Origin of the sequence: Bacillus smithii (assembly GCF_001050115.1) — a bacterium.
Taxonomy (GTDB): domain Bacteria; phylum Bacillota; class Bacilli; order Bacillales; family DSM-4216; genus Bacillus_O; species Bacillus_O smithii.
The window spans coordinates 186734-204176 of record NZ_CP012024.1 but is presented as its reverse complement, the minus strand read 5'-3'; the positions used below and the strand labels follow the sequence as shown (position 1 = coordinate 204176).

The following is a 17443-nucleotide window of genomic DNA, read 5'->3' as shown; positions in this document are numbered from 1 at the left end:
GCATCCACAATGAAACTATTATTTTACCCGCAAATGAGGTCTAACTTAGTTTCTTAATTTTAGTTGTTGGTTTTCAATGACATATATATGATCTGCTACACGTTGAATAAACATGTGATCGTGTGATACAAGTAGGACAGTACCTTCATATCCTTTTAAAAAGCGTTCTAACGCTTCAATACAGAAAACATCCAAAAAATTGGTCGGCTCGTCTAAAACCAGCACATTGTATCTTCCCAAAAACAATTGACACAATACTAAACGGATCGCTTCTCCACCACTTAAATGGCGGACATTTTTTCTCAAATCATTTCCAGTAAAATTCATTGCGTGTAGGACAGCACGGATCTTGCTTTCATCATAGTCGCTCCGTTCTTTCATAAATGCAAGTACAGTTTCATCTTTCTCAAATTCATAACCCATTTGTTCATACGATCCGATGACAGCTTTAGGAGATACGATAATCCCTTCTCCTTGTTGGATGATATGGCGAAGGAGTGTTGTTTTCCCTGAACCATTTTTTCCTGTAATCACGATGGTGCTGCCTAATGGGAATTGGAAACTAGCTTCTTTGAGCAGGATTTTATTTCCTGCCTTTAGCGTTAATCGGTCTGCCATAATCGGAAACTTATTGTGTAGCTTGAGAGCCGTTGGCTGAGGAAAATAAAGTGCTTGTTCCTTTTTTGGCGCCTCCACTGCTTCGAGTTGCTCCACTCGCTGCTCAATCGCTTTTGCTGCACGTTGGATCGCCTTTTGGCTTGTATCTTTTGATTTCGTCATAAACATTTTATTTGCCTTTGCTTTCGTTTCCTTTTTTGACATACGATTATTGGCCTTGGTCACTTTTTCGGCCTTGGTCATCTTTTCTTCCGCCGCTTTTAAAAGACGTGTTTTTTCTTTCACGTATTTTTCGTAATCCTTAAGCTGTCTATTACGAGCGAGTTCTTTTTGTGCTGAGTAGTCGGAATAATTCCCTGTATATTCCGTTACACGCCCGTCTTCGACTTCCCAAATTTTTGTAACGAGTTCATCTAACACATGACGATCATGGCTAACAAGAACAAGCGCACCGTAATAATAGCGCAGCTCATCGATGAAAAACTGTACACCGGCCTCATCTAAGTGTGTTGTCGGCTCATCAATCAATAACCCTTCATGGTAGGTGGAGAAAATTCCCGCTAACTTCAAACGTGTTTGTTCACCGCCGCTTAAATTTTCAACTTCTGTCTGAGGTATAGAGAGCTTTCCTAGAAGATCAAAATCTATTTCTTTTTCAATCGGTCTTGACAGTTGATCGAAATAAGCAAAATCCGCAAAGCGATTTACTTGGCCTTTATCTGGTGTAATTTGACCGTCCAAAAGTTTCAATAACGTACTCTTTCCAGCCCCATTTTTTCCAACAATCCCGATACGATCAAATTGGTGTACTGCTAATCGCGGGATATCTAATACTAATTTGCCTAAAAAGGAGACTTCGATATTTTTTAATTCAATATATACTTTTTCCATTATTCACTGCCCCCCATTCGATTGTGCGATGATAACTTTCTTTTCAAGCCTTTATTCATACCAACTAAAATATCTAGATCAACTGTGATCCGAGCGGAGTCCCGATGAATAAACGCATCAATACGTGCTTTATCCGCAGACCAAGCAAGAGGGGTCATTTGAACCAAATTTTTTAGTTCCGTTTCATTAAGGTTCTTTGAATAACATAAATGGAAAACATCCAGTAGTCGGAGATGTTTTTTAAAAAGGGATACTGTTTGATCATTTTTATAGACCCTTTTTTCCTTGTGATCATAGAATGCTTCTCGTAGCTCCTTTAGATAATTAGGTCGAGGAACAACCTTAATGACTAGCCCATCTTCCACTAAAATCCTCTTGAATTCCTTGTAGTTGGAAGGAGATAAGATATTCAAAATCACATGAAACGATTGATCTTCCAATGGTGATTTAGCCAAGTCTCCTACTAGCCAAATTTGGTTTTCGTACCTCTTAGCAGCCATGGCAATGCCTTCCTTTGAAATATCAAGACCCACACCAGTCATTGCCGGAACCTTACATTCGTCCAAAATCCTTTGTAAATGAGAACCTTCTCCGCAGCCTAAATCTACAATCATAAAAGGTTTAACAGAAACATCCATATATTCCGTTATCACTTTCGAAATCATTTCATGCATGGGAGTATATAAATGACTTTCGATAATGATCTTGTGTCTGGCTTTAAACAATTCTCTCTTGTAATGACTCTTCGAGGGATGAGTCATCAAATTTACATATCCTTGTTTTGAGAAATCAAAAGTATGGTTTTTAGAGCATATTAAGCTTTTAAAATCAACAACCTTCATCGAACTTTTACAGAGTGGGCATCTGAATGCCTCTACAAATTCACTGACAAGTTCCGCACTTTTTATTTTTTTGGTCATGTGATCTCTTCCTTTCGAAATCGAGTAGGAGGGAGCGATTAACTCCCGTCCTCTCACACCACCGTACGTACGGTTCCGTATACGGCGGTTCAATTAAGATAATTGACGCAAGTCTTTATAACTTCCGTGAATAGCTGTTCTCTTTATGCCAGTGGTCACTCCACCCTCCAAGAGGTCTCCCACGGGATTCACCGCTTCCTCCCTCAAGTGAGGTACTACGTTTTCTGTGTTCATCATGACTCACTGAATACCAAGGGCTATTCTCTCTTAATTGTTCGGTCCTTCTTAGTTGTTCTAGACCAACTAATACTATGACCTCTGCTGACTTCTGACGGTTCAGCTACTTATCACTAAGTAGGTTATGAAGAGTACTTCACATATCCGCCAGACCTCCCCGGGTAAGTACATGCACTTTCACACCATCTATCCGCCTCATTTACTCGATATGACCTTCGACAGAAAGAGCTTTGTTTTGTTATGCAAACTCACTCAATCATACCTAGCCTTATATGAGGTTCGTGTTCCTCGGACCGGTGTTTTGCCTCCAGCTTCCTTCAGATTCCGCGTCACCACGGACACCCTTGCTCTTGGCTAACCTCTACTTCTGTCTTCGGGGTTCGGGACTTACACCCTATAGTTCATGTACATGCCGGGCGCACATAAAAAAATCACAGGCGATCTGCCTGTGATTCAGAGTAAAGGGAAGAAGACCCATCCTTATTAGATTAGGGGCTATTAGAAGCCGTCACCAAATAAAGTGAAACTTCCATCAGTGGGGGGCAACGCACAGGATGTGCAAGTGCAGATGAAGACATGGGGACACGGTGCTTTTAATAAGCCTTCATCTGCCACTGATGGTTAGTTGAACTAATCGGGCTTTTACGAGCAGTTATTCCCCACTTGACTTCATTGTTTCCGCTTAAGTCTTGAAGCGGGGACTTACTGCCCGTTGAAGCGGGATAAACCTTCCTTTTGCTAAACAAAAGAAGGAGAATGATACATAAATAAAAAAGACAGAACGATCCGTCTGCCTTCTTCACATTACATATTTTCTATATGAAACGAAGATTATTAAAAAAGGACAGACTGCTCCCGTTTACTCTGCATACACAAACAGAGCCTTTGAACGTATTTAATTACTGGTTCAAAGCCGGGAATCGCAATCTGATAAAATACATTTTTTAATAATCCTCCTCTAAATTTAAAAGTACAGAAATTATTATAGAAATCCTTTTAGAAAAAGTCAAAGAAAACCAACTTATTCCTAATGAATTTTTATAAATCAGCATTAAGCTTGCCCACTTTATCTCATTCTTCAAATCCATTCATATTTGTTTTGATTAAAATCGTCTTAAAAATAAATTTCTCTAATCGGAAGATCTGTACCGTTTACTATGTAGCTGCCAATGGCCCGAGCTTTGTAAACTGTTGGATTATGCGAAGCAATCGTGCGTATGTTTCTCCAATGTCGATCCAATTTCGCCGATTGTCTTGTTGCTGAAGCCCCGCCAACTTCGAAAAGCAGGGTAGCGGCTTTTAAAGCAAGATCGTCTACTACCACCTTAGCTTGTGCGGCTCGAAGCGAAGCCTCATGGCTCAACGAATAATCGATCACACCGTCAACGGCTGATCTCACAGCAACATCAAGTGCTTCTGCAGCAGTTAGCACAATCGCTTCTGCAGCAAATGCGATGCTGGAAAGTTGGCCAATCACCTGTTGAAGCTGCGGATCATCTGTCGGTTTATCTGCTGCCGCAAAAGAAAATGTACGTTTACGACGATGTACTAAAGAAGAAGCATCCGTCGCTACATTTCGCAATATTCCGGCAATGACTGCATGCAAAAAGAGCTGTAGATAGGAATTAAACGGAGTCTTTGTACCGTCAATAAACGTTACTTCATCTTTAAATACATACACATTGTTCAAACGGGTCGTGCCGCTTCCCGTTAATTTTTGCCCGATGCCGTCCCAATCGTCTTCAATAATGACTCCTTCCCGGTTTGCAGGAATGATGACCGATACTGTTTTCCCATCGTGGGTGGACGCCGTCACAAAAACCCAGTCAGAATACATCGTACCTGTACTAAAATATTTCGTCCCATTTAATCGATATCCGTCACCGTCAGGGGATAAAGTGGTCTCAAAAGCATATTTTCCAACATTTTTGGACGAAAGTTCGGTAAATGCATTACCGATAATATCGCCGTTGGCCACCCTCTTCAGCCATTTATCACGTTCTTTTTTATCCGGATTTCGAAGATATTCTTCCACTTGGGAATAATGTGAACGAAGGCTGTGTGCTACATCCGGATCTGCTTCGGCTAAGCGGATGATCACTTGGAAAAGATCCCGAATGCTGGCGCCGCCTCCTCCCTCTTCAATCGGCAAACGCAACGCGCCAAGCTTGGACTGCTTGATTAACTTGATCGCATAATCAGGTCGGGCTTCACTATTCGTATTCCTTCGTTCCTCCGCATCCCGGGCAATTTCCTCAATCAATTGGTCCAGTTCACGGGAATTTGGTTTAACCGGCTCAGAAAATGCCGCAGAGGAAAAGGGATCTTGATCTTTTTTTGAAATTAATTGTTTGGAGCTCATCTTACAAAATTCCCCCTTTTGTTTAAAATAAATTATTCGCATCTTCTTAGTCATATTAATGATAAAAACGGCGCCTTTATATTCGATCATTCTTATTATTGTGTTGTACTTTTCGCAGCAAATGCACCTCTATATTTGGCTGCAGGGTGACGTTCATTCAGAAGATCTGATCCAAACAATTTTTTTCGGAAGGTGCTTGGCTCGGAATGGCCTCCACGGGCTAAACCACGTCTTCGTAATACAGGCATCACCAAATCAATAAATTCTTCATAGGAACCGGGAATGACAGCATTGATCATATTGACCCCATCGATTCCTGCTTCCCTCCAAATCTCCAGTTGATCTGCAATGGTTTCAGGGGTTCCAACAATGCGAGACGATCTCGTTCTCAGTTTGGCAAGGTCTCGTACTGTAGGGGTGCGCCCGGGAGTACTTTGCTTTAGCCACTCGTATGTGCTTCTTACTCCCTCTGTTTCAATGTGTTTAAGAGGTGTATCTAAACTGATATTTCCAAGATCAATGCCCATTCCGCCTGCCATATGGGCGATCATCATATCTAAATCAATTTTTTGATCCAGCTCAGCTTCTTTACGTCTCGCTTCTTCTTCCGTCTCACCAATCACAAAAGACAACCCTTGAAAAACGAGAATATCATTCTCATCCCTGCCATTTTGTTTAGCCAATCGCCGGATTTCATTGATCAATTGTCGGGCATTTTCGGGATCAGGTGCTACAATAAAGACAGCCTCTGCATTTCGGGCCGCAAACTCCCTTCCTGTAGAAGATGCTCCGGCTTGAAATAGCACCGGGGTGCGCTGAGGGGATGGTGAAACAAGGTGCGGGCCCTCCACTTTATAACGCTCTCCGATATGATTAATTTTGTGAACCTTTGCCGGATCTGCATGAATGCCGCTCTTGACATCTTGCAACAATGCCCCGTCGTCCCATGAACCTTCCCAAAGTTTATACAATACATCTACATATTCATCCGCCCAGCGATATCGCTCATCGTGAGGAACTAGACCATCATAGCCAAAATTTCGAAAAGCATTTGCCGAATAGCTTGTAACGATGTTCCATGCAATACGACCTTTGGAGATATGATCCAATGTTGAAACGCGCCTTGCAAAATTAAACGGATGTTCCTGAAGCGGAGCCGCCGTAAAAGCTAATCCTAAATACTTCGTGTTTACGGCCAGTGCAGACATAAGAACCATGGGATCATTGCTTGGTATTTGCAGGCCCGTTTTAACATGATACTCCCAGCCGCCGCGATGATTGCCATATAATCCAATCACATCCGCAAAAAAGATGGCATCAAAGCCACCTTCATCCAATTTTTTGGCTAGGGATACCCAAAGCTCAACATCATTAAAGTTCTTCTGATGCCCATTTTCATCACGCCAAAGACCGTGAATGATGTGAGAAGCTGTATTCATAACAAAAGCTGAAAATGACAGTGGTTTGGACATATTTCTTCATCCCCGTTTAAATGTTTTCTTTTTAATATATTTTTAAAAATGAACGAATTAAAAAACAAAAATTCTAAATTTTAAACATTTATTGTTCTTGAAATAACGACCCGTCAACTGATCTTCATTTCGTTAATCGGTTGATTAAGTCTCCCAACGTTTAAAATGCTGAGTTTTATGGATGCAGACCAGCTTTTGGACTGCCCTTTTCTCAAATTCAAATTAGATTACTTACCTTCATTCCAAAGATTCAACGGCAACCCTACTAAAATTTTGCCAATTTGGTCTCGTCCAATATTATTCGATGGAGCCATTGGGATCCCTGCACGCGCATCCCGATAAAGCCGTTCAAATATTCCTTCAGAATATCCATAACCGCCGGCTACATCCATTGCGACCCGCGCGGCAAAATCCGCCGTTTCAGAAGTGTGAATTTTAAACTCTACCACTTCTGATCCAAGTAAACTCAACGGTTTACCCTCCGCCAAAAATTCATCAAAATGTCTTGCTAAATCTATCTGCCATGCTTTTAATGCCGTAATTTGTATTTTCACTTCTGCCAGTTTTTGACGGATCACTTGGTGGTCAGCTAAACTATTATCAAAACCTTTATTTACTGTTTTCGTAACATGATCAACAGCTGCTTTTAGCGCACCTTGTGCTACTCCAAGCCAAACAGAAGCAATGCCGAGCAAATAAATAGGGTTTCCTCCTTCTTCCATTATCTCTTTTCCTAATCCTTCACGTCCCACCAGATCGCGATGATTTACTTTTACATTACTGAAAGTAATGGGTCCGCTATGATTTCCTCTAACGCCTAGTGCCTTCCACGGCTTTGCCGTAATCCCCTCATTATGTCCGTCAACAATAAAATAACTAAAATCACTTGGGTCTTCCGAATCCGGAGTTCTCGTTTGTAAAATATAAAAATCAGCGTATCCTCCACTAGTCGTAAAGGATTTTTCAGCATTAATGATATAATCCTTTCCATCCCGTTTAGCCTGGCTCAAGTTAAACCATACATGCCCTCTTGTCGCTTTTTCACTTGTAGAAAAAGTCCCAATGGCGCCTTCCCGTACAGGCAATAGCCATCGTTCCTTTTGATCGTCATTTCCATATAGAACAATAACCTGCGTTGCCCCCACATGCATGGCATACACTAACCCTGTAGAAGCATCGACCTTTCCGATTTCTTCTGAAACAATGGAAAAGCCTAAATAACCCAAATCTAATCCGCCCCATTTTTCAGGAACGGTTACAGAATTCCACCCTTCTTTAGCCAGCGCCAATAAATTTTCTCTTGGGAATTTTCCTTCTCTATCAATCGCTTCCGCATTTGGTTCAATGACATTTTGAATGATGGGTTGGACTCGCTCTCTGATTTCTTCCACATAAGTTCTTGAATAAATATTTTGATCCGTTTTTAAAATCCCCATTCTAAATACCTCCTAATATCAGTCAAGATCAATCACTTATTAACAATAGATTTAGCTAGTAAGGCAGAAGGACTTAAAAGTAAACTTCTCTGATTGGAAGTTTAGTATTGTTTACAACGTAGTTCCCTATGGCACGAGCCTTGTAAACGGTTGGGTTATGGGAAGCAATTGTACGAATATTGCGCCAATGGCGGTCGAGATTTTCCGATTGCCTTGTTGCAGATGCCCCTCCAACTTCAAAAAGCAATGTAGAAGCCCTCAATGCCAATTCATCTACAATCACTTTGGCTTGAGCCGCCCTCAATGAAGCTTCATGACTAAGATCAAAATCAAGGTTTCCATCAACAACTGAATCCACCGTGGCGTCCAATGCATCTGCGGCCGTCAACACAATCGCCTCAGCAGCAAACGCACTACTCGAAAGCTGGCCAATCACCTGCTGCAAAAGCGGATCATCCGTCGGCTTATCAGCAGCTGCAAAACTGAATGTTCGCTTACGACGATGAACCAACGCGGCTGCATCTGTCACTATGTTGCGTAATATGCCCGCAATCACCGCATGTAAAATAAGTTGCAAAAATGAATTAAATGGGGTTTTATTTTCATCAATGAATGTTACTTCATCTTTATATACGAAAACATTCTCAAGACGGGTTGTTCCACTCCCGGTCAATCTTTGTCCAATTCCGTCCCAATCATCCTCAATAATGACGCCTTCCCGATCTGTCGGAATAAGTGCGGACACCGTTGAGCCATCAGGAGTAGAAGCCATAACTAATACCCAATCAGCATATAGAGTTCCCGTACTAAAATATTTCGTGCCATTTAAACGGTATCCGTCGCCATCAGGGGTTAAAGTCGTTTCATAGACCGAATTTCCTACATTATTAGATGAAAGTTCAGTATAAGCATTACCAATAAGATCTCCTTCCGCTACCCTTTTCAGCCATTTATCACGCTCTTTGCCAGCAGGGCTTTGAAGAAATTCCTCCACTTGGTAATAATGAAAACGAAGACTGTGAGCAACATCCGGATCTGCTTCTGCTAAGCGAATGACAACATAGAAAAGATCACGAATACTGGCCCCGCTGCCGCCTAATTCAACAGGTAAACGTAGGGCACCAAGTCTTGATTTCTTGATTAACTCCATTGCATAAAATGGCCGCGCTTCACTACCAGACTTTCTGCGCACTTCAGCATCTTTTGCAATGGCAGAGATCAGTTGTTCAAGTTCATTTGAATGAAGTCTTACCGGTTCTGTGAATGTCAATGTATCAGAAGTTAAATGTTTTTGATTAGACATTTATCCATCTCTCCTTTTTCATTAATAGATCCATCTATATTTAGCCGCATTTAAATCTCGTTTAACCTATACTTTTGAGTGTACGTTCGTGTTGTTCGGCAGCGGTCGATTTTATATCTCCGCCGAATGGGCTAAGGAACGTCCGCTGATTGGAAGCATCCTTTTGATTAACCGGAAGTTTCGGAAATAATAATTCCGCTGTTCTATAGGCTTCTTCTAAATGTGGGTAGCCTGATAAAATAAAGGTTTCGATGCCTAAATCAGCGTACTCTTTTATACGGGCGGCAACCGTATCGGGATCTCCTACAAGCGCCGTGCCCGCACCGGTACGCACTAATCCAATACCTGCCCAAAGATTTGGACTCACTTCTAATCTGGTACGGTCACCTTCATGCAAACTCGTCATCAAACGCTGGCCTTCTGAATCCATCCGCTTAAATACTTTCAGCGCCTGTGCAATGGTTTCTTCATCCACATGTTCGATGAGATGATTGGCAGCTTCCCATGCTTCCTCTACCGTTGGACGGACAATGACATGCAGCCGGATGCCAAATTTTAACGTTCTTCCTTGGGTAGCAGCGAGCTCCCTCATTTTATTAATTTTTTTCTCAACTTGGGCCGGTGGCTCTCCCCACGTTAAATAAACATCAATGTGTTCTGCCGCCACCTTCATCGCAGCAGGAGAAGATCCTCCAAAATATAGTGGCGAATATGGTTTTTGAACCGTTGGGTACGGCAATTGCCCCCCTTCAATTCGTAAATAGTTTCCTTCTAACTTCACTTCTTCTTCCGTAAACAACTGCCGCCATATCGTTAAAAACTCGTCGGTTAACTCATAGCGTTCATCATGGTCTAAAAGCACACCTTCTCCTGCAAGTTCGACCGGGTCGCCCCCCGCCACCACATTAATTAACAGCCGACCATCGGAAAATCGATCCAATGTCGCCGACATTCGCGCAGCAAAGCTTGGCGACATTAATCCCGGGCGTACGGCTACGAGAAATTTTAGATTTTTGGTTACGGGTGCTAGCGTTGAAGCGACAATAAATCCTTCTTCACATGTTTTTCCTGTAGGAATTAAGACGCCGCTATAGCCCAAGTCATCGACGGCTTGTGCAATTTGTCTGCAATAGTTATAAGTTGCAGGGCGTGAACCCTCTTGTTGATTTAGTTGACGAAAGTCTCCATTTGTCGGAATAAACCAAAAGATTTCCATTTATAATTCCTCCTTGAATATGTCTGTCTATGGGAAGCTTAAATTAAAAAAGGAGACTCCCTTAAAAATGAAAGGAAGTCTCCAGTGGTCCGGTCGACTAAAACACAGATTGCTATTGTCTTTTATCATTGATCCATATGAGAATTGCAGATGATGGCCTAAGTGATTATTTTGCTTCTTCCGCTGATAAAGGTAAAGAAGCACCACCTTTGATTCAGACATCTTTTCAAAATCGATGTTCGCCATAAATGAGAGATTCGAATATCTTAATTGATTTCATTTTAAACCTTTCCTAAAGAGGAAACGGGATTCAAAACATCTTTTTTATTTAAATACGTTTCCTTTAAAGGTGGTTTTCTTGCCGGTTAACAGTGATTTTCACAATCATCGCTGTTCTCTTTTCACATCCAGTGATCTGGTCTGTGTTTATTCATTTAATTTCCCAAATTATTTTCCTATTAATCCTATTAATTTAATATGAATTGTTTCCATAAAATTAACATATTTTTGTTTACACTGTCAACGTATTTTTTCATAAAATGTTATGCTGCCTTAGTGAAACTCTAAATGAAAGTATGATCAAAAACATTTCGCAAGCCTCCATTTTATGATGAAATAATTAGAAGCCTTTTGAAAGATTTTTTCTTATTGTCAACACCGATTAAAAATTCCCCAATTTCAACGAAATGAAATTCCCCATTTTGAACGATTAATTCGATAACTGGGCAGGATAAAGACCTGCTTTTTTCTTTTCTCGTAGGCGGTAAGAATCTCCTTTAATGTTAAAGGTAATGGCATGATGTAAAAGACGATCTAAAATGGCTGTAGCTAATACATCATCGCCGAATACTTTTCCCCATTCGAGATAGGATTTATTCGATGTAAGAATCATCGCTCCTTGTTCATATCGTTTCGATATGACTTGAAAAAACACATTCGCCGTTAGTTCATCAAAAGGAAAATATCCTACCTCATCTATAATGAGTACGTCTGGGCGACCCCAACGATTGACTAAACGTTGGAGAGTCCCTTTTTTGTTTGCCTTTCGGCATTCTGCCACTAAATCGTCTGCGGTTAAAAATAAAGCGGTGTATCCTTGAGTAATGGCTTCGATCGCAAAGGAAATGGCTAAATGTGTTTTCCCAACACCCGGTGGGCCTAGTAAAATTCGATTTTCCCCGTTGGCAATAAACCGACAGGTAAGCGTTTCTTTTACTCTCTTTTCACTGATACTTGGTTGAAAGGAAAAATCAAAATCATGAATCGTTTTGATATAAGGTAGTTTTGCTCGTTTCATTCGCTTTTCTAGTTGCTGAGACTCTTGATATTCAATCTCTTGTAAAACAATAGTGTTTAGGAATTCAGAATATGATACATTATCTCTAGAAGCGTCTTCTAATAAATGATCCAGTTGGTGGGCTGTGTGGTGCCAACCAAGCTTTTGTAATCGTTCAATTAACATATCCTTCATCATACAGTTTCACCTTCTTCCAATGCTGCGTAAGCAGCGAGAGGACGTTGTTCTACTTTTGGAGATGGGGCAGAAGATGAAAGGTCGTTGGTCGCCAAACCTTGAACGCCTTTTATTTTCTGTCCTTTTTCGTTTGAATGAATCCCTTCATAATGTTCCATTCGGATCTGTGTGGATGCCTGCCCAATCCATATCGGATGTCTCGCGATACATTCCTGTTCATCATAAATCTCAATATGATGGTTAAGCGTTTCTTTTATTTTGACCGTTTGTCCTGCATAGCGATAGGGAACAGAATATTTTTTTCCTCTGTATGAAACAAAACAATCTCGACTGACCTCTCGTGTTTCCCAACGATTCGTAGGAAATAACGGTTTGACTCCCCATGATTGAAGGAACTTCTGTTCCTTCTCAAAACGTTGAATCGGTGGTTCCTTCGTTGTTTGATTCGGTTTTCGATTGGCCACTTGATCTAACCAAGTTCGAATGTCTTCGTTTAAGGCTTGAAGAGTAGATTCATGCTTTCGTTGAAAAAAATTCTCTTTTAAATACTTGACTACTCTTTCTACTTTTCCCTTTGTTTGGGGACGTTTCGGTCGACATGCTTTTGGAATAATACCGTAGTAGGCTAGAAAATCCTCAAATTTTCGGTTAAATCGTATTTCCACTGGAGTATGTTTGAGAACAACGGTTTTCATATTGTCATAGAGAATTTGTTCAGGAATACCGTTAAAGTAAGCAAATGCGTTCATATGGCACTTCATTAAGGTTTCCATATTCATATTGGTGGTAAACTCCACATATTTCATCCGAGAATAACCAAGTACCATAACGAATGCATAAATATCTTGGTATTGACTGTCCACCATATACTTTCCAACATAGGCCCAGTCCATTTGGGCTTGTTTACCTGGCGGTGTTTCATACCGTAAGGTAGCTTGTTTTTTTGGTTGTTCTCGATAAGGTCGAACAAAATCTCTTAATATCGTGATCTTGCCGGTGTAACCCATCGCTTGAATTTCCTCTAAGAGAACGACACAATTTGTGGTCCCTTCTTGTATTCGTTGAAGAAGATAGTTTTTATAAGGATCGAGTTTACTTTCTTTCTTTTTCTTACTGGCTTTGCGCTCTGGAAGCTTGTCCTCCTTGAGATACTTATGAATGGTTTTCCGATCAAACCCTGTTTCTTTGGCAATCGCTGTTTGTGTCCAGCCTTTCTGATACAACTCTCGAATCATAAAAAACTCCCCAATCTTCAGCATCGTTTCTCCACTCCATCTAAGACGTTGTTTCGAAACGATTATCTGTTATTTTTGGGGAATTTTAAACCGCTGTTATTGGGGATTTTATCACCGTTGATTACACTTATGACGCGCTTTTTAATGGAATAAAATAGGAATTCTGTTTGCTGATCGAGTTAAAGGCATTTTAAATATTATCATCCTCTAGCTGCTATTCATTAAACCTTCCCATTAAAATGGTATTATAGTAGTTGCCATCTGATAAAACTCTGTCTTTTTTTAAAATCCCCTCTACTTCAAATCCATATTTTTTATAGAGTTTTATAGCTTTTTCATTGGTTTCGAGTACACTTAAGTTTATTTTTTTAATGCCATTTGAGTCAGCCCAATGAATCGATTCTTTTAGAAGATTTTTTCCTATTCCATATCCCCAATATTCTTTTAATACACAAACGCCAAATTCGGCTTTATGAGAAAATCTTTTTAATTTGTTTCTTTCACATCTGGAAAAACCTACTATCCTCTTATCAACTTCCGCAACTAAAAATAAGTTGCTACTTTCTGCATCATCTTTTATTAATTGATTAAAACCTAATTCGTCTATGTACGCCTCGCCCTTTTCTCTATCTAGATTTTCCGTTTCACCATCTATCTGCAATCTTATTTCAGACAATATTTTGGCATCCTTTTCTATTGCAGGCCTTATAATATAACGTAAATCATTCATCAAAAATTCTTTTGGATTAACTTTCATTGCAGTTCCCACCTTTACTGCATCACCCTGCAAAATATGGATCGAGTGACTATAAAACGCGCTTTTCTTTCGAACAAATCCGAAAATTAAAAACAACCTCTCGCGGATATATTACCTGAGAGGTTCAACCTTATTATAAAAAATAAGGCATGCTTTGAAAATGGAGCGAGTAACTTCTTTATGAAAAAGTTTATTCATTTTAATAAGTTCTTATGAACTAAAGCATCTGTTAATTTTATTATAAATTTCACAATCCAGCTTTTAAAAGAAGTTGCTGTACCACTAAGAAAAAGTCAACAATAATGGCAGCCGTGAAATTTCTTTATTTAGATACCATACTGACTTTTAAATTCGAAAATCTCATCAACAGCTTGGTGATACCCACCCGATTTTTGAAAGGATTCCCTAATATTTGCAACAGCTTGATGAAAAGATGGGTGGTTTAACACATGATCTGCAGCTTCACGTAGTTGATTTGCAGTCAAGCTTTGCATTTGTAATTTAATACCGGCTCCGATATTGGCAACTTGCCCGGCAATGATCGGCTGATCCGCGCTTTGTGGAATTACAATGAGCGGAACCCCATAATAGAGACCTTCATTGGTACTGTTCATTCCACCATGTGTAATAAATAATTTACTGTATTTCAGCACCTCAGTTTGCGGAACATAATTTTTTACAATGAAGTTTTTAGGAATCTCCCCCAAATCAGATATTTGATTTTGTTTCCCAATAGACATGACAACAGTATGATCAGTGTTCCCAAATGCCTTAAAACAAAGCTTATAGAAATCCATTGCTTGGTTAAAGACCGTACCCAGTGATATGTAAATCGGGCTTTTCCCCTTTATTGCAGTAAGATCGAAGTTTTCTTCCATTGATCGTGAAGAGATGGATGGACCTACAAATTTGTAAGTTTGGTCGAATGTTTCTCCAAAAGGTTGAAACTCCCTAGTTGTATAAACGATGGTAAGTGGGGCAGGATTACAAAAAACTTCGTAAGGAGAATGGATCTCCACATCATATTTTTCCTTCACCATATCCGTCAGGCGTTGAAATTCACCGTATAAAGGATTAACTATTTCTGCAGGAATTTCTTTAGAAAGCTGTTCCAACATTTTATCGAATGATGCTTTGGTCTGCGCAAAAGAAGTACAAGAATTGATTGCGGGAAGCTTAAGGATTTGGGCAAGTAAACGTCCACAACCAAACATGGAATCGTGGATGATGTAATCAAAATGCTCCCCTTTGATCTGTTCAAGAACGCTAGGTATGACGATATCTGCCGTATGTAAAAGACCGTTGATTCTTTCAAGTAAATAATTTCTTCCACCTGAAAGAAAGGCTTTTATAAATTTTTGACCGTCAAATGTTCGTACAGTAGCTCCCGTCTTCTCAATACGCTCTCTAAACGCTTCAATCGTAAAGTACACGACCTCTTCCCCGCGCGAAATAAGCTCTTGCACAACTCCAATAGTCGGATTGATATGTCCTTCTGATCCACCATTAATAAATAAAACACGTGCCATCTCTACCACTCCTTAGGTAAATTGTGTAAGAACAAGGGACACTGCTCTCTATACCATTGCTCAACTCAAATAATGGAATTAAATTTATCATAGTACAATACTTGAAAATCTCAAACTTTTAATCACCCTTGTAAATCTATTGATATCGCATCAAATGTCATTTAAAATAGGAGTCAGTCAAGACTTTGTGGGAATTTTTTTGGTTCGCTGAAAATAGATGTAAGTCATAGGTTAGCGAACCATTTTTTTGAATTTCATCCGTAAGCGCTTTCGGACTCTCATCCCTTGCCATGACAGACGAATATGTATACCTTTTTTTACCATCCCTTGAATTCAGACAGGGCATGATAGATCGGAGTCCCGGACGATTGCTGTAAATATGGCACGTTATTCCGCGTTACCTCTGGAAGAAGACGGCGGATGCGTTGTTTCGCCTTGTTCACGATCGTCTGTTTGGTAGATGCCGTTTCCTCCGCCGGATGCGACGATTCTTCTCCTAAACGATGTCCGAAAAGACGAATCCCATCCATCCGGGCAATCATTGCCTTGAAAAACGCCCTGAGTCCCTTGTCTGTCCAACTGCGGCGGTATTTCACCCGATACGCCAGCTGGCTCATCACGCTTTCAGCCCTCCCCATCGGATACATGCCCGTTGTGTCCACTCCTTGCTCCTTCAGCCATTCCCGGTAATCACGGATGCATCCCGGCATCGATTCGATCCGGTGGATCAAGGCAGCCAGCTGTTGTTCTTTCGCTTCGTCCCCCAGCGTGCCGAGGGCGCTGTTCAGTTCCACAAGCAGCTTCTCTTCATCCTGCTTCGCCAGCTTTTGCCGAATCGCCTGCCACCGTGGATGGCCCGAGAGGCATTGGCGCAACTCACGCGCCACGTGGAATCGATCCAATTGGAAGCAGACCCGTCCTTTGAAATACTCCCGGCACGCGGTAATCCATGGAGCGCCGTCCCCGTTGATGACAAGAAGATCCCGACACGGATCATAGGCATATTCGTTCATCAAAAATTCCTCGAAGCCTTCCCACACCTCCCCCTTGCCTTCATGGACGTAATGGCGCTGATTCACGAATTCGATCCGTGAGCCGTTGCGCTTCCATCCTTCGTGAACGGTCAGGATTTTGTCTTCCTTGGCCCGTTTTCCCTTCCCTTGGAGAGAGACAAACAGTCCATCGGCCTCCACAAACAGCACCCGTCCATATCGCTGGTCAACCGGGCAGTGCAGCGGAACTTCAGCCTCGAGCACCAACTGGCGGATCGTCTCATGGCTCATCACCGGATACCCGACCATCTGGGCAAGCGTATGAGCCGCTTTGCGATAGGAAGAGCACTCCACAGCCAATCCCATCGCCGTTTCTTCTAGACAAGGGCTGATTGACTGCGATCCATCAAACGCTAAAAAGGAATCAAGCAAAAACGTGTAACGGTTTTGTTCTCGGTCTAAATAGTAGTTTCGCTCAAAGGTAACTTCGCCAAACAAGGTTTGAATCGTGGTGCGTCGTTTGTCTTTCAAGTGGTACCGGCGCTTGTCCCGGGTTTCCGCCAATTGTCGGTCGATGTCCTCCAACAGAGCCGTAAACAGCTCGGTGAAGGCGTTTTGCAAGGCTCGAAACAAATCAAGTTCGATCTCTTTCCATGTCAACGAATTTGTGGTAAGATGTTGTTGAATATTCATGGGACTCTCTCCTCCTGTTTGATGGTGTGAACAATGATCATCTTACCAGGGAGAGAGTCCTTTTTTCATGTTTCCTGCTTGGGATCCTACCGCACTTTGCTTGGTGGCCCCGATGAGGGGGATTGCGAACCTACGTTCCCAACCCCCTCATCGGGGAATTCTAAGAATTTCTCCCACAAACATTTTACTCACACTTAAAATAGTGCCATTTTCAATAAACCGCGAGGATGTAAGAGGTTTTGTGTAACTGAAACTTACCATTAATAAGATGACCATTGATGCAAAGCGAAAAGGCCACATTGATTCAG

At 41.2% G+C, this 17443-nt stretch carries 12 protein-coding genes; all 12 read right to left on the bottom strand.

Annotated features, from left to right (window positions below):
• Nucleotides 1–45: 45 nt before the first annotated feature.
• Entirely contained in the window at nucleotides 46–1509 is a 1464-nt protein-coding gene (locus tag BSM4216_RS01040) for an Msr family ABC-F type ribosomal protection protein (protein WP_048622412.1), read from the bottom strand.
• Entirely contained in the window at nucleotides 1509–2429 is a 921-nt protein-coding gene (locus BSM4216_RS01035) for a putative RNA methyltransferase (protein WP_048622411.1), read from the bottom strand. The genes BSM4216_RS01040 and BSM4216_RS01035 overlap by 1 nt, the downstream gene beginning before the upstream one ends.
• A gap of 1351 nt (nucleotides 2430–3780) precedes the next feature.
• A complete protein-coding gene (locus BSM4216_RS01030; protein ID WP_048622410.1) occupies nucleotides 3781–5028 on the bottom strand; it encodes an acyl-CoA dehydrogenase family protein in 1248 nt (415 codons plus the stop codon).
• A gap of 95 nt (nucleotides 5029–5123) precedes the next feature.
• Complete coding sequence (locus tag BSM4216_RS01025; RefSeq protein ID WP_048622409.1) at nucleotides 5124–6500, bottom strand: LLM class flavin-dependent oxidoreductase; 1377 nt, start codon at nucleotides 6498–6500, stop codon at nucleotides 5124–5126.
• Nucleotides 6501–6727: 227 nt separating this feature from the next.
• The gene (locus BSM4216_RS01020; protein WP_048622408.1) at nucleotides 6728–7936 is read right to left on the bottom strand and encodes an acyl-CoA dehydrogenase family protein; all 1209 of its coding nucleotides are present in this window, start codon (nucleotides 7934–7936) and stop codon (nucleotides 6728–6730) included.
• A 73-nt stretch (nucleotides 7937–8009) separates the two neighbouring features.
• On the bottom strand, nucleotides 8010–9239 hold the full coding sequence (locus BSM4216_RS01015) for an acyl-CoA dehydrogenase family protein (protein ID WP_048622407.1): 1230 nt from the start codon (nucleotides 9237–9239) through the stop codon (nucleotides 8010–8012).
• A 61-nt stretch (nucleotides 9240–9300) separates the two neighbouring features.
• Nucleotides 9301–10455, bottom strand: a complete 1155-nt coding sequence (gene ssuD, locus BSM4216_RS01010; RefSeq protein ID WP_048622406.1) for an FMNH2-dependent alkanesulfonate monooxygenase — start codon at nucleotides 10453–10455, stop codon at nucleotides 9301–9303.
• 709 nt (nucleotides 10456–11164) lie between these two features.
• On the bottom strand, nucleotides 11165–11929 hold the full coding sequence (istB, locus tag BSM4216_RS01005; RefSeq protein WP_048622405.1) for an IS21-like element helper ATPase IstB: 765 nt from the start codon (nucleotides 11927–11929) through the stop codon (nucleotides 11165–11167).
• Nucleotides 11926–13188, bottom strand: a complete 1263-nt coding sequence (gene istA, locus BSM4216_RS01000; RefSeq protein ID WP_082142214.1) for an IS21 family transposase — start codon at nucleotides 13186–13188, stop codon at nucleotides 11926–11928. Before istA ends, istB begins: the two co-directional genes overlap by 4 nt.
• A 190-nt stretch (nucleotides 13189–13378) precedes the next feature.
• The gene (locus tag BSM4216_RS00995) at nucleotides 13379–13921 is read right to left on the bottom strand and encodes a GNAT family N-acetyltransferase (RefSeq protein ID WP_048622404.1); all 543 of its coding nucleotides are present in this window, start codon (nucleotides 13919–13921) and stop codon (nucleotides 13379–13381) included.
• 326 nt (nucleotides 13922–14247) lie between these two features.
• On the bottom strand, nucleotides 14248–15450 hold the full coding sequence (locus BSM4216_RS00990) for a macrolide family glycosyltransferase (protein WP_048622403.1): 1203 nt from the start codon (nucleotides 15448–15450) through the stop codon (nucleotides 14248–14250).
• Between the two features lie 317 nt (nucleotides 15451–15767).
• On the bottom strand, nucleotides 15768–17135 hold the full coding sequence (locus BSM4216_RS00985) for an ISLre2 family transposase (protein ID WP_003355652.1): 1368 nt from the start codon (nucleotides 17133–17135) through the stop codon (nucleotides 15768–15770).
• Between the last annotated feature and the right edge of the window lie 308 nt (nucleotides 17136–17443).